Origin of the sequence: uncultured Tateyamaria sp. (genome assembly GCF_947503415.1) — a bacterium.
In the GTDB taxonomy this organism is placed as follows: Bacteria; Pseudomonadota; Alphaproteobacteria; order Rhodobacterales; family Rhodobacteraceae; genus Tateyamaria.
This window is the reverse complement of record NZ_CANNDS010000003.1, coordinates 381,116-400,169: the sequence shown is the minus strand read 5'-3', so window position 1 is coordinate 400,169 and position 19,054 is coordinate 381,116. Positions and strand designations below refer to the sequence as shown.

Genomic DNA, 19,054 nt, shown 5'->3' with positions numbered 1-19,054 from the left:
GCCTTTTCTTCAGTAATCACGTGGTCGGCACAGCCGCAATCCTTTGGCTGAGCCGTGGCACCGACACGGTCCAAAACCGGATCGTGAGCGCGACACCGGCGCAGGCCAACCCAAACACCAATCCCAGCCAGATGCCCGGCCCGCCCCATCCCAGTGTGAAACCCAGAACATACGAGGCGGGTATACCGACCAGCCAGTAGGATACAGCTGCCAGAACCATAGGCACCGTGGTGTCCTGTACGCCGCGCAACAGCCCCAAAGCGATCACCTGTGCCCCGTCCACCAGTTGGAACAGTGCCGCAAGCGCCAGCAGCAGCACGCCGATTTCGAGAATTTGGTCACGCGCGGGTTCATCGCGGTCCATGAACAAGGAAATCAATGGTTCGGGCACTGCGATGAACAGCACGATGGTTGCAAGCGCCATGGCAAGGCTCATTGCGATGACGGTGCGCGCGCCCCGCAACATGTGATCAAGATCGCCGCGCCCATAAGCGTTGCCCGCACGGATCGTCGCCACATTACTCAGCCCCAAATGCACCATGAAGGTGATCGAGGCCAATTGTAGTGCGATGTTGTGGGCCGCCAACGGGATAGTGCCCAGCCAGCCCATCATGAAGGCTGACGCTGCAAAAAGCCCGACCTCGCTGAGGTTCGTGACGCTTATGGGCAAGCCAAGTCGGAACACCTTGCCCAGCATCTCCCAATCCGCGCGCCAGAGCCGTTTCAGGAGCTGGTGTTCGGGCAGGACCCAGAGTGCATAGGCCACGACACCCACCAGCATGATGACTTGCGTGACAAGTGACGCCACGGCCGCGCCTGCAATGCCCCAGCCGGGGGCACCCCAATTGCCGAAGATAAAAGCGTAGTTGGCCAGTGCGTTGGCAACGGCAGCAGCCAGCGTGATCCAAAGGACGATTTGCGTGCGTTCGAGGGCAGCAAGGTAACTTTTGAACGTCATGACCATGAGGGCCGGGAAGATACCCCAGCCTGCGATACGTAAATAATCAGCGCCCAGCTTTGCAACCTGTTCGGTCTGACCCAACAGCAACAACAACTCTTCGCCCATGATCATGCCGGGCATCGCCAGCACCGCAAAGCCAAGGCTCAGCCATAGTCCCATGCGGGTGGCGCGGCGCAGGTTGATCTCGTCTCCTTCCGCGTGGAAGGACGCAACCATCGGCATCACGGCCCAAGCAAAGCCGGACCCCATGAGAAACAGCACAAAGAACAGGCTGCTTGCGACGCCCAAGGCGGCCAGCTCTTCGATCCCATACCAGCCCAGCATGACCGTATCCGTCACGCCAATCGCCACCTGCCCAAGGTGACCGCCGATCAGCGGCAGCCCAAGGACCAGAATCGCGCGCGCATGCGCGGTATATGACATCTCGGATTTCGACATGCCCCACCCCTACGCCTGCTTTCTGAGCATGAAAAGCCCTGCCGTGCCCCGGGCGACGGGATGCCGCCACGTGCGCGATCAGATGAGCGGCAACACCAGTGTTGTGGCAACCAGCGCAATCAGAGCACCTGCCGTGACTTCGATCAGCCCCATGGCCCGCACGGCCCCTGCCCCCGACCAGCCCGACAGCGCAGACTTGCGTGCGCCAACCGCAAGCAGCGCGACCAGCACAGTCACGCTGGCCGTGCCGAGGCCCATCACAATTGCGCCAGCCACGCCCGCCCAGGGGATGCCCAGTCCAAAGCACAAGATCAAAAGGAATACCGCACCGGTGCAGGGCCGGATCGCAATGGATCCGATGATGGCAAGTGCGTCGCGCAAGGACGACACAGACTCCGCCTGATCCACGCTGGGACCATGAGCGTGGCCGCACGTGCCGCAATGGCCATGTTCATCGACCGGGTGCGCGGCGGCACTGCTGGCCCGGCGGAGGCCGCGCACGACAAGCCATAAGCCCACAAGCGCAATCGCGATGTAGCTGGCCGGCGCCAACACCTTTTCCGCAGCGTCCGTCAGTTCGGTGCGGCCCCAGCCGAGAACCCATGCACCAACAGCAACAAGCAAGATGGCGGCGAGTGCCTGTGCCAAGGATGAGGCGATGGCGAGGGTCGAAAGGCGCCAAGCGGTGACCCGCGCCGCCGCACCGTATCCACCAATGACCAGCTTGCCATGGCCCGGCCCCGCCGCATGAAAGAAACCATAAGCTGCACAAACGCCCATCAGGGCGATCCATGCCCCCGGCTGGCCTACCCGGACGGCACGCAAGCCTGCCGCGAGGGCGGTTTGGGCCTCACGCTGCTGGGCTGCGGCCCACTGGCCAATATCGGCCATGCCACCAAAGCCAAAGAGCCACAGCAGGGCCCCGGCAAAAACGACAAGGACGCCAATCCTTAGTCCGCGCATGACAGGCTCACCGTATCGGCAAAGACTTCACCGACTTCCGGATAGGCTTCTTCCGCTTCATCCGCGGGTGTTGCGTAAAGCAGCTCTTCGACCGTGGTAAAGGCGGCATCAAGGTCTGCGGGCTGGATCGATGCCGTACAAGGCCCATCTACGTCAACGGTGCCAACCAGGTCGTAGGCGGTGTAGAATGTGGGATCATACGCCTTGATCACCACGCCATCTGCGCGACCTCTGGCCGGACGAAAATGTACGGATGTGATGCGCCCGCCTGACGCCGAAACACCGCGCCCCTCCGGTTTGCCCAACCTCACCTTTCTGCCATTGCGCGTAACATAGCTGTCACCTTCAAAACCCGCGACCCAGTTCAGATCAAATCCGTTAAGCCGAACAAGCTCGTTTTGGGTCAACTCGCCGTCACCATCCTGATCAATCCCGAGATCGGCCATGAGAAGGAGAGAGTAGAAATCATCATAGGTCCAGCTGACCTCGATCCCTTCGAGCTTGCCATTCGCGCTGACCACAACCTTGAGCTTCGTGTCGACAAACACATGCGGGTGTGCCGTGGCGGGCGCACCGGGCAAAACGAGGGCTGCCACCATGGCAAGAGAGACGCGTGAAAGCATAGCGTTGATTTAGGCGACCGGACGCCGTGTCTCAACCCTGATTGCCACATTGCGCGGGCTGCTGCTTGGATCAGCTGCCCAGATCACATCTTGCACCGGGCCGCGGCTCTGTCACAGTGGTGCAATAAGCGGTGGATATGTTACCGTAGGTTGAATTTTGACCAGAGGACGCACCATGACACTAACTCGCGCCACCGGAATTACCCTTGCCGCGACGCTGACAGCCGCCGGCGCATGGGCGAACCCCATCGACCAGATCCGCCCCGACGCGCCCGAACTGGCCGCATATGGCCCCTTGCCCATTGGGGTCCAGACCCTGCAAGTGACCATTCCGGACAGTATTGATGTGTTGAACGTGTCCGGCAGCGACCTGCCCCGCTATGATCGTCCGCTGACATTGGAAGTGTGGTACCCTGCGGCGGAAGGCACACGACCGGGCGGCACATATACCGCATTGTTGCGCGATGGCGCGACGGAGGTGACGTTGACAGGTCAGGCGGCGCGTGACGCGGCCCCGGCGGCAGGTGGACGGTATCCCCTGATCGTGATCAGCCACGGCTATCCCGGCAACCGATATCTAATGAGCCATCTGGGCGAGAACCTTGCGTCCAAGGGCTATATCACTGTGTCCATCGATCACACCGACAGCACCTATTCCGATCAGGCCGCGTTCGGGTCAACTTTGTACAACCGCCCGCTGGACCAGGCCTTTGTCGTGGATCACATGGCGGGACTGGAAGGGGCATTGGGCGATATCGTCGACGCTGACAACACTGCTGTGGTTGGCTATTCCATGGGTGGCTACGGCGCGCTTATCTTTGGCGGTGCGGGTGTGACCCAAGCTTCGACCGAGTTCAGCTGGGGCGCGCCGAACGGGCTGCTTGAGGCGCATCTCGCGATGTCCGACACTCACGAGGCGCTGATGGACCCGCGTGTAAAGGCGATCATCGCCATAGGTCCATGGGGCAACAATGCCGGTTTCTGGGATGCAAGCGGGATTGCCGGTTTGCGCGTTCCGACATTGCTGGTGGCGGGCAGCGATGACGACGTGTCCGTCTACGATGCCATGAGGGAGATTTTCGTCGGCGCAGTGGGCACGGATCGGCACTTGCTGACCTTTGAACATGCCAACCACAACGCCGCCGCACCAATGCCCGCGCCCAAAGAAAGCTGGGAGCCGGTCGAAGGCCTCGATTTCGTGCCGTTCGAGCATTACGCCGACGCGGTTTGGGATACGACCCGGATGAACAACATTGCACAGCATTTCGCGACCGCATTCCTTGATCTGCACCTCAAAGAGGACACGGAAAAAGCACGGTTCTTTGACCTTGTGCCGAACTCGGCCGATGGCCTTGTCGATGTGGATGATGCAGGCAATCCGACCGAGGACCACACATATTGGCGGGGCTTTGCGCCGCGCACAGCCAAGGGATTGCAATTCGAGACTTTGCCCAAGGGCCAATGATGCAGATCACAACCCAGCGGCTGGGAGAGCACGACTTCACCGTGCGTGCATGGGGTGATCCGGCGCATCCCATGATTTTGATGCTGCACGGGTTTCCCGAATATGGCGGCGCATGGGAGGACATCGCAACCCGCCTGAGCGACCGGTTCTATTGCGTGGCACCTGACCAGCGCGGCTATGGCCAAAGCTATGCGCCCGATGACATTGGTGCCTATGCCACATCGAAACTGGTGGGGGATATGGTGGCCCTGATCGGCGACCGCGCCCCAGTGATCGTGATGGGCCATGATTGGGGTGCATCCGTGGCCTATGGTCTCGCCATGTTCCGGCCTGATCTGGTGTCGCATCTGATCATTGCAAATGGCGTACATCCGGTCCCCTTCCAGCGGGCGATGGCCGCAGGGGGCGCGCAATCCGAAGCATCCCAATACATCAACTTCCTGCGCAGCGATGGATCCGAAGACGCGCTGGCAGAAAACGACTTCGCCAAGTTGCTCAAGCTCTTCTCGGCCAAGATGGATATGAGTTGGTTGGCGGGGGACCGGTTGGACGCCTACAAGGCCGTGTGGCGGCAATCTGGCCTGCGCGGCATGATCCACTGGTACCGTGCCTCGCCCTTGATTGTGGCAGACCCCGGCACGCCGGAAGAGATGCCCGACCTGCCGCTGGACCGGCTCATGGTCCGGTGCCCCCACCTGCTAATCTGGGCCGACGGCGATACCGCGCTTTTGCCTGTGTCGACCGAAGGGCTGGAAGCCTTTGCGCCCGATTTGACCCGCGCGACGGTCCCGGGTGCCGATCACTGGGTTCTGCACCAGAAACCAGATGAGGTCGCCCGGATCGTGCGTGACTGGCTGGCCTAGGCCCCTCTTCACAGGTGCCATGCTTCGCGCCATAGTCGTGAGTATTCAACCAAGGATATTCCGATGAGCCATAGATACGAGATCAAGCTGGCCGCTCAGATGGCCGAAGCGTCTTATGCCGGACGCCGCAATGCATCCCTTGCAGCCGCATGGCGCGACGATCTGGACGACCACGATGTGCAGGCGATTTTTCTGAAAGGTGACATTCTTCTGATCCCCGGATCAAATTCGGTCATGGATTACCTGAAGTACAATTTGCGCGTGCTGAATATTGGCGGCAAGCGGTACCGGCTGGCCGATGATGACACAGAACAAGGGGCCTCGGGCACCGTCTGGCACCAAGGATTTCTGCGCCACGCCAAGGTGATTTTTGACTGGCTGGAGCGCGAGAATTACCGTCCGAAATACATCATTGGTCATTCGCTCGGCGCAGCTGCCACGCAGATCCTCGTGCGCACATATGGCGTTCCCGGCATTGGCTTTGCCGCCCCACGTCCACGTCGCAGCCCCGGTGCAATCAAGCACTCTCACTTGTGTTTGTGCGTCAACCGCGATGATGATGGCGTGTGCGACTTGCCGGGCAGCTTCCATCACATGGGACATGTGCATCGCGCGCGGGCCGCCTCGTCCGTCTTTGGGCCTGACCACAGCATGAAACACTACCGCCGCGTCATAGACGAACAACAAACAGCACGGGTCATGGACACCCATTGGCCCAAGTGACAAGCGATGGATTGATCCGCTCTTTCCCCGTCTGATCCGCTCTGGCATAGTGGCTGTAATCAACAAAGAGCAGCTGCCATGACCGATCTACTGAGCGGGACACCCACGCCTTCCGACTATGATGCGTCCTCCATCCAGGTGCTGGAGGACATGGAGCACGTACGCCTGCGCCCGGGCATGTACATCGGGGGCAAGGACGACCGCGCGCTGCACCACATGGTGGCCGAGATCATCGACAACTCCATGGACGAAGCGGTGGCGGGACACGCCACGTGGATCGAGGTGGAGCTGCATGAAAACGGCCATGTGTCGGTGCGCGACAATGGGCGGGGCATTCCGGTGGGACCGCACCCCAAGGACCCGGAGAAATCAGCCCTTGAGATCATTTTCTGTACGCTGAATGCGGGTGGTAAGTTTTCCGGGGATTCTTACGAGACATCGGGCGGTCTGCATGGTGTGGGCTCATCCGTGGTCAACGCCTTGTCCGACCATCTGCGCGTGGAAGTGGCGCGCAATCGCGAGCTGTTTGCGATGGAGTTTGCACGCGGCGTGCCGCAGACCAAGCTGGAGAAGATCGGGGCGGCCCCCAATCGGCGCGGCACAGCAGTGACGTTCCACCCGGACGAGGAGATCTTTGGATCGCTCAAATTGAAGCCTGCCCGGCTGTTCAAGATGGCGCGGTCCAAGGCCTACCTGTTCTCGGGCGTGGAAATCCGCTGGAAAACGGCGATCGACGATGGCGAGACACCGCGCGAGGCGACCTTCCATTTCCCGGGCGGTCTGTCCGACTACCTGACAGAAGCCTTGGGCGGCGCCACAACCTATGCCGACGCGCCCTTTGCCGGGTCGGTGTCGTTCGAGAAGTTCAAAGTGCCGGGCAAGGTCGAATGGGCGATCAACTGGACGCCGTCACGCGACGGGTTCATCCAGTCCTATTGTAACACCGTACCCACGCCCGAAGGCGGCACGCACGAAGCCGGGTTCTGGGCCGCGATCCTCAAGGGGATCAAAGCCTATGGCGAGTTGGTGAACAACAAGAAGGCCAGCACGATCACCCGCGAGGATCTGACCACAGGGGCCGGTGCGCTGGTGTCCTGTTTCATCCGCGAACCGGAATTCGTGGGCCAGACCAAGGACCGTCTGGCCACGGTCGAGGCGCAGCGGATGGTCGAGAACTCTGTCCGCGACCACTTCGACAATTGGCTGGCGGCGGATACCAAATCCGCCGGTGCAATCCTTGATTTTCTGGTGCTGCGGGCCGAGGAGCGGCTGCGGCGCCGGCAAGAGAAAGAAACGGCACGCAAGACGGCGACGAAAAAGCTGCGCTTGCCGGGCAAGCTGGTGGATTGTTCCGCGACCAGCCGCGACGGGACCGAATTGTTCATTGTCGAAGGCGACAGCGCGGGCGGGTCGGCCAAGATGGCGCGGGACCGCAAGACGCAAGCCCTGCTGCCCCTGCGTGGCAAGATCCTGAACGTATTGGGGGCTGCATCGTCCAAGCTGGGGTCAAATGCGGAGATATCGGATCTCACGCAGGCGCTTGGTGTGGGCTTGGGCACCAAGTTCAATCTGGATGATCTGCGCTATGACAAGGTCATCATCATGACCGACGCCGACGTGGACGGCGCGCATATCGCCGCCCTTCTGATGACGTTCTTTTATACCCAGATGCGGCCCATGATTGATGCCGGTCACCTCTATCTCGCCTGCCCGCCCCTATTCCGCCTGACGCAAGGCGCGAAACGTGTCTATTGCCTTGATGAGGTTGAGAAAAACACGCTGATGGAGGCTGGTCTGGGCGGCAAGGGCAAGATCGACGTGTCCCGCTTCAAAGGTCTGGGCGAGATGGACGCGAAGGACCTCAAAGACACCACCATGAACCCAGCGACACGCAAACTGATCCGCGTGTCGATTGACGAGGATGAACCGGGCGAGACCGGTGATCTGGTCGAGCGCCTGATGGGCAAGAAGCCAGAAATGCGGTTTCAGTACATCCAGGAGAATGCGCGGTTTGTGGAGGAGTTGGATGTTTGACTAGGTCTGTTTTATGGGTCTCACTACGACAACTAAAAGCGCACGAACTGAATACAACGCTACGTTTGTTTCCCAATGAGGATCGGACTTGGCTGCAGAAGTCAAAAACGTTTACCAAGATACAGAACGATGCAATCAAATCGTTTGGCAAAATGCTTGGTCAAATAACGCTTGGGTATTTGGTTGCGTCGTCCCTCAAATCAGGTACCAATATTACTCTTGAAATTTCTGATTTTTCGGTAGCCACACCGGCGGTCTACTTTCTTTCCTTGATCTCCTTTGTACTCCTGATGGCTTCCATCAGTTTCAACCACATGATCACAGCAATAAAGGCAAAAACAGACTTATCAGGGCAGGAACTACTCCACGGCTTCTCCATAAATGCATTTGATGTGCTCGTTCACGAACAAGAGAGCGGTTTGGGCGTTCCTGAACAAAATAGCCGGTTCCTGAAGCCACTGGTTCCCATACCGCAGATGTTGTCCCTTCTCTTATTTTTTGGCGTTTGTTGTTTGCTAGTACCACTCATTGCTATCGGTGCGTATGTCGGCATTGAGTTGACTAATATTCTTTCGATACCGAACCCACCTTGGTATGAGAAAACTGCAGCGTGCCTTGGATTGGTTATGACTATATCATCAGGTTTGAACTTGTTATTCTTTCAGCTGCCAATCCCGATGCAAAAACATAAGATGGGCATAAGATGGAATTTTTTATACTCTTTATCACCGCACCCAAGCGATGATGAAAAATTTAAAAGATGGCTTGATAAGCCGTGACTGGCGACGTTCCACTGAAACAAGCCCCATCAACGGGCCGCGGTGCGGCGATCCCACTTGACTTCTGCAGCGCTTTATGGCTGCCACGTACATCTTCGATCCGAGCGACGCGCATACATCCACCATATCGCCGTGCCGAGGGGCGGCCCGGCGATGGGGCGGCGGCTTCCAGCCTTGATTCCGCCCTGTGTTGCTTCGTTCGAAGGTGGATTTTTTCGGGATGTCGCGTGGATTGAAACAAACCCTCTCGCGCATCACTCCGTGATACGCTGCCGGGCGACGCGCGCCGCCTTGCGGCACGCTGGCAAAAAAATAGGCGGAGGCTTTCGCCTCCGCCGGTACTCACTAAATAAAACGGGCTAATACGCTGCCCGTGTTGTTCTTCATATGCCGCTCAAGGGTTAACGACCGTTTACCAAACTCAGGCATTTTCGAGACGTTGTTTTGGCGGCGGGGGCCCAACTCCTTAGGGGGGGGGGGCAAGGGAAGAGCCCTCCGCCGCGCGGATCACCCCGGGGACGTCCAAGGAAACCGGGGGTGAAAGCGGATCAGACCGTGACGGCCACGACGGCCCACAGGCTCATCATTGCAGCAAATCCAAACACGGTCGGTATGATCACTTTTTCCATCTTCTCTTTCCTTTCCAAGCAGACCGGGGAAACCCGTGAGTGGTGGCCTGCGGTGCATTCCGCAGAGGTCATCCCTGCGGCGATGGAATGGAATTGGGCGTGATCGGGTGACACAAAAAGCCCCCGTTCCATCACCTCTGATCACGGAGAGGAGACAAAGTTGTCACCGTACCGGTCGCCTACCCTGCTGCGCAGATGACGAATGTCACGCCCTCTTGCAGGTTCGTTTTGCCTTGTGGATGCTGGACTTATCCCCCAGCGTAGGGGCGATCAGGCCAGACGATATGGCCCCTCTCAATCGCATCACACACTTCATCACACGAGTGGGCGGCATCGTATCAAGCCGTGCCCTCGCAACACTCGCAGACATCTACACGGTGCTAAGCGTGGGCGCGCACTTGACCAGAATGATATCCGTGGCAACGGTCACGAAGGACACGCAATTCTTGCGTCGCGGGTCAGGCAACACCATCCGAGCCGGGGCGCAAGCGACGCGCTAAGGGCCCAGAGTCGTTTTTCGCAAACGCACTTTGACGGCCCTGCCCGCCGACAAGACCGTCGTGCTGGTCAAAGCGACCATTGCAGTGCCGCGCTAGAACCGACAGCGTTTCTTTTCGGCCAAAGCGACCAATACATCGTTGCGCGCGTTTGCGGCTTCCAATGCCTGCTTGGCATTCTGGTAATTGCCGATGACCGCAGGCCAGAACAGGATTGCGGCTGCAACATTCTCTCCGGAAGCGCGCTGCCCCTTGGCCGCCTCTTCACGAATTTGCTCCAGCTGTTTCAACTGGATCTTGATGTCATCGCAGCTGAGATCGCTGTCCTCGACACTGCGGGTCTGGACAACCTCGGGCGATACACAGGCCGACAGAACAAGGGTCAAGGCGGCGAAACCGCCAAAGATACGCACACACTTCATGGGGAGTTCTTTCCGTAACAGGGGCGCATTGTTATGCGCGCTTTTTATGATCGTGCGCCTAGCATGTGGCGCTGTTCAGCGTCAACAAGTACATGACAAGGTATTGTCTTGAATTTCAGCCGGTTTCGCGCCCTTACTGCCCATATGATCCTACGTGTGTTTCTGATCCTTGCCCTGCTTGCCGGTTGCGGTCGCCCACTGACCGAGGCCGAGCGGGCATTTGCTGATACGATCCATGGGGCGCAGTTGAACAAAGACCGGGTGAGGTTGATTGACGGTGCGCCTACGCGCGCCGTCACCTTCAAACGCAAGGCCCGGCCCCGCACCACCTGTCGTGAACGAATCCTGCCGCCGCCAACCAGTGACACGATTACGGCAAAACCCGCAGCAGTGGCCTTGTGGCAAAACGTGTTGTTCGATGAGGACTGGTATCTGGACGATTACGTTCCCGACTATCCGGGTGAGATCAATCTGATCGCCGCGATGCTTCTGGCGCATGAACTGACACATGTCTGGCAGTGGCAGAACCGGGACATCACGGGGTATTCCCCGCTCAGGGCTGCGCGCGAACACAGGTTGAGCGATGATCCCTATCTCTTTGATGTTTCTGCGGAACGCAAGTTTCTGGATTTCGGATTTGAACAGCAGGGGTCGATTGTCGAAGAGTTCGTCTGCTGCCGAGCACTGGACCCGCAAGGTGCCAGAACAGAGCGGCTGCATGCGCTGATTTCCCAAGCCATGCCCGTGTCCCCATTGCCGCAGTCGCGTCAAGACGACGTGCGGTTGCCGTGGGACGGTGTCCAGATCGAGGGGATTTGCCGGTAAGGCGCAGGTGTCCTGCGCCCAACGCGACACGACCAAGGAGGTGCCGCAATGGCCCAATACGCGTTCATCATGCTGCTGGCCGGGATTGGCATTCCGATCCTTGCTGCCCTCAACGCCGCCTTGGGCACCCGGTTGGGAAGCCCGGCGGCCGCTGCGACCGTGCTGTTCGTGATTGCCTTCGGCACTGCCGCAACCGTATTCGTACTCACCGGCGCTCAAGGTCTCGCAAAGCTGTCATCCGCGCCCAAACATCTGCTGCTGGCCGGTGTGCTGATCGCGTTTTATGTCCTGACCATTACTTACATCGCGCCCCATTTCGGTGTCGGCAATGCGGTGTTCTTCGTCTTGTTGGGTCAACTGATTTCCGCCGCGGCCATCGACCATTTCGGTCTGTTTGGCGCGCAGCCGGCCGCGTTAAGCCTGACCCGCATTGGGGGTATCGCCCTGATGGCGGCGGGCGTCTGGATGACGCAACTCGCCTGATTCAGGCGTCGATACCCGCCAGTTCCTGCGCCTGTGCCCATGCGGCCGGGTCCACATCGACCGGGTCCGCAAGATCGCGGTGCTGGCCCGGCATCCGTCCCGCGCTGTCCTCCGCCAAAAAGGCTTTGAACTGCTCCAGCCGATCCATGAACGCGCCGGATGTGCTTGGATCGATCAAAACATAGTACTGCCCCAGATCGTGCGGGGGTCCGTCGGGTGCTTTGAGAGGGTGCACGTCCCGACTGAGGATGCCGCCGGTCATCCCGGCTGTTAGCAGTTCAGCCATGAGGCCAAAGCCCCAGCCCTTGTAGCCGCCCATCGACACGAGCGACCCGGCCAGAGCGGCCGTTGGATCCGTTGTGGCGTTGCCATCCGCATCCAAGGCCCAGCCTTCGGGGATCATCTCGCCTGCCGCTTTGGCCATTGTGATCTTGCCCAGAGCGACGGTTGTCGTGGATTGATCGAATTGCATCGCCAGCCCTCCTTCGCCGTCCGGTACGGAAAAGGCGATCGGGTTGGTGCCGATCATCCGTGTCTTGCCGCCGGGTGGCGCCACGATGGGGGACGCGTTGGTCAGGCCCAGCCCGATCAATCCGGCATGGGCAATCTGTTCCGTGAAATATCCAAGGGCGGTACAGGTATGGGCATGTCCGATCGCAAGGGTCGCCACGCCGAACTGGCGTGCAGCATCCAGCGCAGGTGCCAAACCATAAGCAAAGGCCGGCTGCGCAAAGCCCATCAGCGCGTCAACGTGAATGGTTGCGGGGCGCGGTGCGGTGACCACCGGCACAACGTCCCCCCTGACGCGGCCAGTCTGTAACTGCTTGCAGTAGCTTTCGAGGTAGTAAAGACCGCAAATCCGGTTGCCTGCCGCCTCCGCTTGCGCAACGGCGCGCGCCACTTCTGCCGCCGGAAAGGCCTGAGCACCATGCGCCATAAGCGCAGCCTGCACCGTACGCTCTATTTCGGCCTTTTTGATCGCCGCCATCGTTCTTCTATCCCCCGCGTCCCATGCCGCGGGATCAAGTCAGAGCAAACCCAAACGCAGGCGTCAAGCGGGCGGTGGTATTCCGAGCACATCAGATGCAACAGATTGTTGCGTTCGGGACCCGTGGCCGTGCTGGAAGATCGCCGTTGCTGGTGCTGAAACTGGTTGCCTCTCCGCCGCGCGTCACTGACCCTACCTCGGGTCCGCCTGCAATTGACCTGCGTCCAGCCGCACGGTCCGATCCATCCGTGAAGCAAGATCGAGATTGTGCGTCGCGATCAAGGCCGACAGCCCAGTGTCCCGCACCAACGCCATCAACGCGTCAAAGACCTGATCCGATGTGGCCGGATCGAGATTTCCCGTCGGCTCATCAGCAAGCAGCAATGCGGGTTCATTGGCAAGCGCGCGGCAAAAGGCAACACGCTGCTGCTCGCCACCAGACAATTCCGCAGGCCGATGCGTCGCCCGATGCGCAACCCCGACCTTGTCCAGCAAAGACAGGGCGCGCGCATCCGCGTCCGCACGCGATGCACCTGCCGCCAGTTGCGGCAAAGCGATGTTTTCCAAAGCGGTAAACTCCGGCAACAGGTGGTGGAATTGATAGATGAACCCCACCTCTGCCCGCCGAGCGAGCGTACGTCTGCGGTCAGATTGACCGCTCAGGTTTTGCCCATTGAGCGTGACTGAACCCGCGTCCGGCGTGTCCAGCAAGCCCGCGATGTGCAACAGTGTCGACTTGCCAGCACCTGAGGGGGCGACAAGGGCCACAACCTCGCCCCGTTGCACGTCCAGATCAACGTCGTGCAGCACGTCCACCTGGCTTGGCAGACCCGCGTTATAGGTCTTGGCAATCCCTGCCAGTGACAACACCGGATCACTCATAGCGCAGCGCCTCAACCGGGTTCATGCGTGCCGCGCGACGCGCCGGGAAGATTGTGACGATGAACGACAGCCCCAGCGACAATGCGACGGCGCTTAGAACATCTTTCAGATGCAGTTCGGCGGGTAAGGCATATATGCCACGTATCGACGGATCCCACACCCCGCCGCCCATCACGTAGTTCACCAGCGAAAACAGTGGATCGATATAGATCGCAAACAGGCAGCCAAGGATCACGCCCATCGCGGTCCCGATGATCCCAGTGAATGCGCCGCAGATGAAGAACACGCGCAGCACGGAACCTTCAGTCAGGCCCATCGTGCGCAGGATGCCGATATCACGGCCCTTGTTCTTGACCAGCATGATCAGGCCGGAGACGATGTTCATTGCTGCAATGAGTACGAGGATCGACAGGATGATGAACATCACATTGTCCTCGACCTCGAGCGCGCGCAGGAAGCCGCCCGAGGCATCGCGCCACGTCCAGACCTGTGCCCGTTCGCCTGCGGTTTGCAGGATTATGGGCAGATAGGTATCTATCGCCTCCGGCTCCTCAACCATCACTTCAATTTCGTCCGCTACATCCTCGCGATTAAAGAAACTTTGCGCCTCGGAGAGGGGCAGGTAGACGCGCACCCGATCGATGTCGTAACGCCCTGCCGAAAAGATGTATGTCACTTCGTAGGCATTGATCCGGGGGCTGGTGCCAAATGCCGTGCGAACACCATTTGGCGATATCAACTTGATCCGATCCCCCACTTGGGCACCCAGTTCACGCGCCACACCGGATCCGATTGCGACACCCTGTTCGAAACGTCCAATGTCGCCCTGAGAGGTTTCCGGATCAGCAATACGCGGCAGGCCCGCAAGATCAGCGGCGCTCATGCCAAAGACCTGAACCCCGGCATTCTGGCTGCGCAGGTTCGCCATCACCTGCCCGCGAACCAGTGGTGCCGTGCGCACGACCCCCGGCAGATTCGCCAGCGCTTGGGCCTTTGCTTCGTAGTCAGTGATTGTTCTGTCGATCCGGCCCGTTTCGGTCACTTCACCAATCTGGTAGACGGTGACATGCGCGTTCGCCCCAAGGATCGTGTCGACGAATTCCGCCCGAAACCCGGACCGCACGGCCAGCGTCGCGATCAGGGCAAAGACAGCCAGCGTGATCCCGATCAAGCTGATCCATGTCATCGTGCTCACGCCCCCCTCTGCGCGGCGCGCACGCAGGTAGCGCCATGCGATCATCCACTCAAACGGGGCAAAGGGGGCGGTTTGTTTGGCCATTTACGGCTCCTGCTCGGGTGGACGAGATGTGGCCGGGTCCGCCCCGGAGGTCAAGCCCCGCGCGCGGTGCGCCGCCGCCCAATGGGCCAGAGCATCAGCTTGAGAACACCCCAGACGGCAGTCAGACCAGCCAGAAACCCCGTCCCGGCAAAGATGCCCCCCGCCGTGGTCAGCGGCACGGCCGGCTCGAAAGTTTCCAGTGCGGCCGCCGCCACTTCGGCATCTGCGGATTGCATCACATGATAGGCGCGCATGAACGGTCCCGCCCCTTCCAGCGCCTCAAGATCTAATTGGAGCCGGGCATAGCGGTCAAAAGTCCGCGTCATGTCCGCCTTGCGCCGTTCTATAAAGGATGTGCCCTGCATCTGTGCAAGCGCGTCTTGCCTGCTCAACCCCTCGGCTTGGGCCGAGGCATCAAAGTCAGTCACGACCTCGGTCAACGCATCGACCGCGCCGCCAAGCCGTTGGCGGTATTGCTGGGAATACTCCGGCAATTGCGATGTGATGGCCCCGCCTGCGAGCCCCCCTGCCAGCATGAGCGCACGTACGATCATGGTTCCCTCTGATACACGGCAGCGCTCAGATCGTTATCAAGCGCAATTTTTGTGTCCCAATCCAAGCAACCATCATAGGTGGCGACCGCGCTGGCGCGTCCTTCCCATATGACCGCATAGCTTCCGATGTTCAGGCGACCGGGAAAGCACAGCAAGCCAAAATGCCAGAAATTGAAACTGGTCCCGAAGCGCCGAAAGAACATGCCCATGCCGTAATATGCCCCATCCCCCACATCAACATGCGGCAAAGCGAGCGGATCATTCGCAATCACGCTGCCCGGGCCAAAGTGATCGACAAGAAACCCAAGATAATCTGCAGGCGACGCCACCAGGCCGCCCCACGGCTGGAACCCTGCAGTCCGCACACTCGGTTTGAAGGTCGGCCCCAGCTCAAGTTTTGAACGACAGAAATCAAAGAAAGGTTGCTGTGTAACGGCTTCGATCACCAACCCCAACAACGCATAATTTTCGTTGTTGTAAAGATAGCTGCCCTGCGTGCCGGTCCGCGGCGTGCGTGCATTAACAAGACCCAGCACTTCTTGGCTGAAATGCCTGCCATCCGCGCTTGTCTGGTCGAGCCAAAGGGCCATTGCCAGTTGCGTCGCGTCCGGAGACAGACCGGATGTATGCGTGACCAGTTCGGCCACAGTCACGTCAGGCGCATCACCCAAAATGCTATCCACGCTGTCTGACCACGCCAACCGCCGCGCCTCGACCAACTCCAGAACGCAAACCGCCGTGACAGATTTGGACACACTGGCCAATTCTGCCACGCCGTGGTCGCCAAGCCTTGCAACGTCCCACTTGCCCGCAGCGTCGAGAACACCTGTGGCCAGCGCACCCGATACCGTATGCGTCTCGCGCCATGTACCAAACGCCGCGTCCATCCCGTCGTGCAGTGCCTGCGTGTCGCTTTCGGACGCAGCGCCTGTCGGGAACACCACCAATGCGGCACACGCCGCTATTTTGAAAAACGCCTGCATTATCATGAGGCTATCACAGGTTTGCGTAAATCTCCGCCACTTTCTTAACGGCCTCTTCGGGCGGCAATTCCTCGCTCTCGCCGGTCCGGCGCGAGGTCAGCTCGACCACTCCGTTATTGAGGCCGCGCGGCCCCACAGTGATGCGCCAAGGCAGACCAATCAGGTCCATGGTCGCGAACTTGCCACCGGCCCGCTCATTGCGGTCGTCATAAAGCGGCTCAAGACCCAGCGCGGTGAGGCTCGCATACAGCGCGTCGCAAGCCGCGTCAGCTTCGTCGTCGCCTTGCTTCAGGTTCACGATACCGCAGTGATATGGCGTGACACCTTCGGGCCAGATGATGCCCTTGTCATCGTGACTGGCTTCGATAATTGCGCCCACGAGGCGGCTGACACCGATCCCATGGCTGCCCATATGCACGGGCACTTGCTTGCCGTCCGGTCCCTGCACAACGGCATTCATCGCCTCCGAATACTTGGTCCCGAAATAGAATATCTGCCCCACTTCGATGCCACGCGCCACGCGGCGGCGGTCTTCGGGGATGGCGTTGAACACGGCTTCGTCGTGCGTTTCATCCGTGCGGGCATATTTCGAGGTGAACTCCTCCAGCACCGATTGGCACTGTTCAACGCTGTCATAGTCGATCACCCGGTCGCCGAAGGTCAGATCGGTCACTGCGCTGTCATAGAACACTTCGCTCTCGCCCGTGTCGGCCAGCACAAGGAACTCGTGCGTGTTGTCGCCACCAATTGGACCGCTGTCGGCGCGCATCGGAATGGCCTGCAGCCCCATGCGTTCGTAGGTCCGCAGATAAGTGACGAGGTGGCGGTTGTAGGCGTGCAACGCGTCCTCTTTGGTCAGGTCGAAATTGTAGCCGTCTTTCATAAAGAACTCGCGGCCTCGCATCACGCCAAAGCGCGGACGGATTTCATCCCGAAACTTCCACTGGATATGATAGAGCGTCAGGGGCAAATCCTTGTAGCTGCCCACGTGGCTGCGGAAGATATCCGTGATCAGCTCTTCGTTTGTGGGTCCATACAGCATGTCGCGGCCATGACGGTCGCTGATACGCAGCATTTCCTGCCCGTAATCATCATAGCGCCCGCTTTCACGCCACAGATCAGCGGATTGCAGCGTGGGCATGAGCATGGGGATGTGCCCGGCGCGCACCTGTTCTTCGTGCACGATGTTTTCCAGCTTGCGCAGCACCTTGAAGCCCAGCGGCAGCCAGGAATAGATGCCGGCACTGGATTGCTTGATCATGCCCGCGCGCAGCATCAGTCGGTGACTGACAATCTGTGCCTCGCTTGGGTTTTCCTTCAGCACAGGCAGAAAATAACGGCTCAAACGCATGTGCGCGCTCCCTCAAAAGATTTCGACCTGATTAGGACAAAGCCCGCACACCCGCAACGTCCCCTTATCTGTTTTGAATAAATCCCCGAGGCGGTGCAGCCGGGGGCAGCGCCCCCACAAGACAAAAGGCATGCGCGAAAGCGCGCAATTGGATCAGACTCGATACAGCGCCCCTTGAAGCGACGGCAAAAACCCCGCATCTCTAGGCGCAGCGCAATTCATGGATTGAAAATGGCCCTGCCCGTTCGCGAACAGTTCAAATATTGGGGGATCGCAGCGGCGATCTTCCTGCTGCTGCTTTATGCGCTTGGCGATCAGCTGTTGCCGTTCTTTCTTGGGGCAGCCATCGCCTATTTTCTCGATCCTGTGGCTGACTGGCTCGAAGCACACGGATGCAGCCGCGGGATTGCAACAGGCATTATCACTGTCAGCGCGATAATTGTGTTTGTCATTTTGGTGCTCTTGGTCATTCCAACCCTCGTCGAACAGGCCATCGAGCTTTTCAACGCAGCACCGCAAGTCGCGCGGGATCTTGGCACATTCCTGACGGAACGGTTCCCCAGCTTGCTGGATGAGAACTCGACCGTTCGCCAAACGCTCAACTCGCTTGGTCAGACCATATCCGAACGCGGCGGACAGCTGCTTGAAACGGCGCTCACATCAGCAGCCAGCCTAATCAACATCGTTGTCCTGTTCGTCATCGTCCCCGTTGTTGCCGTCTATCTGTTGCTGGATTGGGACCGCATGATTGCCCGTGTCGACACGCTTTTGCCGCGCGACCACGCCCCAGTGATCCGCAGACTCGCGAGCGACGTCGACAAAACGCTTGCAGGGTTCATTCGCGGTATGGGCACCGTTTGCCTGATCCTTGGCACCTATTATGCCATCGCCCTGATGCTGATCGGCCTGCAATTTGGCCTTGTAGTTGGCTTTGTCGCTGGCCTTTTGACCTTTATTCCGTACGTGGGTGCCATCGTCGGTGGGCTTCTGGCCGTCGGCCTTGCGATATTCCAATTCTGGGGCGAGTGGTGGTGGATCGTTGCCGTCGCCATTGTCTTTCAGATCGGTCAGATTGCCGAAGGAAACTTCCTGACCCCTAAACTTGTCGGCGACAGCGTCGGACTGCACCCTGTGTGGCTGATCTTGTCCCTGTCTGTTTTCGGCGCTCTGTTTGGGTTTGTCGGTATGCTTGTCGCAGTACCCATGGCCGCAGCTCTCGGCGTGTTGGTACGTTTTGTGATCGAGCAATATCAACAAAGCCGCCTTTACACCGGGATCAGCGGCATATCAGCGCCTGAGGCCGAGGACTGAT

At 59.5% G+C, this 19,054-nt stretch carries 20 protein-coding genes; 10 read left to right on the top strand and 10 right to left on the bottom strand.

Annotation, left to right across the window (positions count from 1 at the left end):
• Positions 1-16: 16 nt before the first annotated feature.
• The 3 genes from Q1A32_RS18595 to Q1A32_RS18585 all read right to left on the bottom strand — a co-directional run bounded on the left by Q1A32_RS18595 (position 17) and on the right by Q1A32_RS18585 (position 2,985).
• A complete protein-coding gene (locus Q1A32_RS18595; RefSeq protein WP_299656559.1) occupies positions 17-1,399 on the bottom strand; it encodes an MATE family efflux transporter in 1,383 nt (460 codons plus the stop codon).
• Between the two features lie 78 nt (positions 1,400-1,477).
• Positions 1,478-2,362, bottom strand: a complete 885-nt coding sequence (locus Q1A32_RS18590; protein WP_299656556.1) for a nickel/cobalt transporter — start codon at positions 2,360-2,362, stop codon at positions 1,478-1,480.
• Positions 2,350-2,985, bottom strand: a complete 636-nt coding sequence (locus Q1A32_RS18585; protein ID WP_299656554.1) for a DUF1007 family protein — start codon at positions 2,983-2,985, stop codon at positions 2,350-2,352. Before Q1A32_RS18585 ends, Q1A32_RS18590 begins: the two co-directional genes overlap by 13 nt.
• 175 nt (positions 2,986-3,160) lie before the next feature.
• Between Q1A32_RS18585 and Q1A32_RS18580 the strand changes: the two genes are divergently transcribed.
• From Q1A32_RS18580 to Q1A32_RS18550, 7 genes are all read left to right on the top strand, one after another.
• Complete coding sequence (locus Q1A32_RS18580) at positions 3,161-4,450, top strand: alpha/beta fold hydrolase (RefSeq protein WP_299656551.1); 1,290 nt, start codon at positions 3,161-3,163, stop codon at positions 4,448-4,450.
• On the top strand, positions 4,450-5,313 hold the full coding sequence (locus Q1A32_RS18575; RefSeq protein ID WP_299656548.1) for an alpha/beta fold hydrolase: 864 nt from the start codon (positions 4,450-4,452) through the stop codon (positions 5,311-5,313). Before Q1A32_RS18580 ends, Q1A32_RS18575 begins: the two co-directional genes overlap by 1 nt.
• Before the next feature lie 63 nt (positions 5,314-5,376).
• A complete protein-coding gene (locus Q1A32_RS18570; RefSeq protein ID WP_299656545.1) occupies positions 5,377-6,036 on the top strand; it encodes a hypothetical protein in 660 nt (219 codons plus the stop codon).
• 78 nt (positions 6,037-6,114) lie between these two features.
• Positions 6,115-8,070, top strand: coding sequence for a type IIA DNA topoisomerase subunit B (locus Q1A32_RS18565; RefSeq protein WP_299615320.1), 1,956 nt, complete (start codon positions 6,115-6,117; stop codon positions 8,068-8,070).
• Positions 8,067-8,849: a hypothetical protein gene (locus Q1A32_RS18560; RefSeq protein WP_299656542.1), complete on the top strand. Its 783-nt coding sequence runs from the start codon at positions 8,067-8,069 to the stop codon at positions 8,847-8,849. The genes Q1A32_RS18565 and Q1A32_RS18560 overlap by 4 nt, the downstream gene beginning before the upstream one ends.
• A gap of 537 nt (positions 8,850-9,386) precedes the next feature.
• Positions 9,387-9,581, top strand: coding sequence for a hypothetical protein (locus Q1A32_RS18555; protein ID WP_299656539.1), 195 nt, complete (start codon positions 9,387-9,389; stop codon positions 9,579-9,581).
• Positions 9,582-9,762: 181 nt separating this feature from the next.
• Complete coding sequence (locus Q1A32_RS18550; RefSeq protein WP_299656536.1) at positions 9,763-9,978, top strand: hypothetical protein; 216 nt, start codon at positions 9,763-9,765, stop codon at positions 9,976-9,978.
• A gap of 92 nt (positions 9,979-10,070) precedes the next feature.
• Here Q1A32_RS18550 and Q1A32_RS18545 read toward each other — a convergent pair whose 3' ends face one another.
• On the bottom strand, positions 10,071-10,397 hold the full coding sequence (locus Q1A32_RS18545) for a hypothetical protein (RefSeq protein ID WP_299656533.1): 327 nt from the start codon (positions 10,395-10,397) through the stop codon (positions 10,071-10,073).
• 144 nt (positions 10,398-10,541) lie between these two features.
• Between Q1A32_RS18545 and Q1A32_RS18540 the strand changes: the two genes are divergently transcribed.
• Positions 10,542-11,222 carry a hypothetical protein gene (locus tag Q1A32_RS18540; protein WP_299656530.1) on the top strand — a complete coding sequence of 227 codons (681 nt, stop codon included), beginning with the start codon at positions 10,542-10,544 and terminating at the stop codon, positions 11,220-11,222.
• A gap of 48 nt (positions 11,223-11,270) precedes the next feature.
• Positions 11,271-11,705 (top strand): DMT family transporter, encoded by a 435-nt coding sequence (locus tag Q1A32_RS18535; protein ID WP_299656527.1) that lies wholly within the window; start codon positions 11,271-11,273, stop codon positions 11,703-11,705.
• 1 nt (position 11,706) lies between these two features.
• Here the strand turns inward: Q1A32_RS18535 and Q1A32_RS18530 are convergent, their stop codons facing one another.
• From Q1A32_RS18530 to proS, 6 genes are all read right to left on the bottom strand, one after another.
• Positions 11,707-12,693 carry an Ldh family oxidoreductase gene (locus tag Q1A32_RS18530; protein ID WP_299656524.1) on the bottom strand — a complete coding sequence of 329 codons (987 nt, stop codon included), beginning with the start codon at positions 12,691-12,693 and terminating at the stop codon, positions 11,707-11,709.
• A gap of 192 nt (positions 12,694-12,885) precedes the next feature.
• Complete coding sequence (locus Q1A32_RS18525; protein WP_299656521.1) at positions 12,886-13,575, bottom strand: ABC transporter ATP-binding protein; 690 nt, start codon at positions 13,573-13,575, stop codon at positions 12,886-12,888.
• Positions 13,568-14,854: a lipoprotein-releasing ABC transporter permease subunit gene (locus tag Q1A32_RS18520; protein WP_299656518.1), complete on the bottom strand. Its 1,287-nt coding sequence runs from the start codon at positions 14,852-14,854 to the stop codon at positions 13,568-13,570. The genes Q1A32_RS18525 and Q1A32_RS18520 overlap by 8 nt, the downstream gene beginning before the upstream one ends.
• 50 nt (positions 14,855-14,904) lie before the next feature.
• Entirely contained in the window at positions 14,905-15,408 is a 504-nt protein-coding gene (locus tag Q1A32_RS18515; RefSeq protein ID WP_299656515.1) for a DUF2937 family protein, read from the bottom strand.
• Positions 15,405-16,397, bottom strand: a complete 993-nt coding sequence (locus tag Q1A32_RS18510) for a serine hydrolase (protein WP_299656512.1) — start codon at positions 16,395-16,397, stop codon at positions 15,405-15,407. Before Q1A32_RS18510 ends, Q1A32_RS18515 begins: the two co-directional genes overlap by 4 nt.
• 7 nt (positions 16,398-16,404) lie before the next feature.
• Positions 16,405-17,742 carry a proline--tRNA ligase gene (gene proS, locus Q1A32_RS18505; protein WP_299656509.1) on the bottom strand — a complete coding sequence of 446 codons (1,338 nt, stop codon included), beginning with the start codon at positions 17,740-17,742 and terminating at the stop codon, positions 16,405-16,407.
• Positions 17,743-17,973: 231 nt separating this feature from the next.
• Here proS and Q1A32_RS18500 point away from each other — a divergent pair, with 231 nt between their 5' ends.
• A complete protein-coding gene (locus Q1A32_RS18500; protein WP_299656506.1) occupies positions 17,974-19,053 on the top strand; it encodes an AI-2E family transporter in 1,080 nt (359 codons plus the stop codon).
• The last annotated feature ends 1 nt before the right edge of the window (position 19,054 follow it).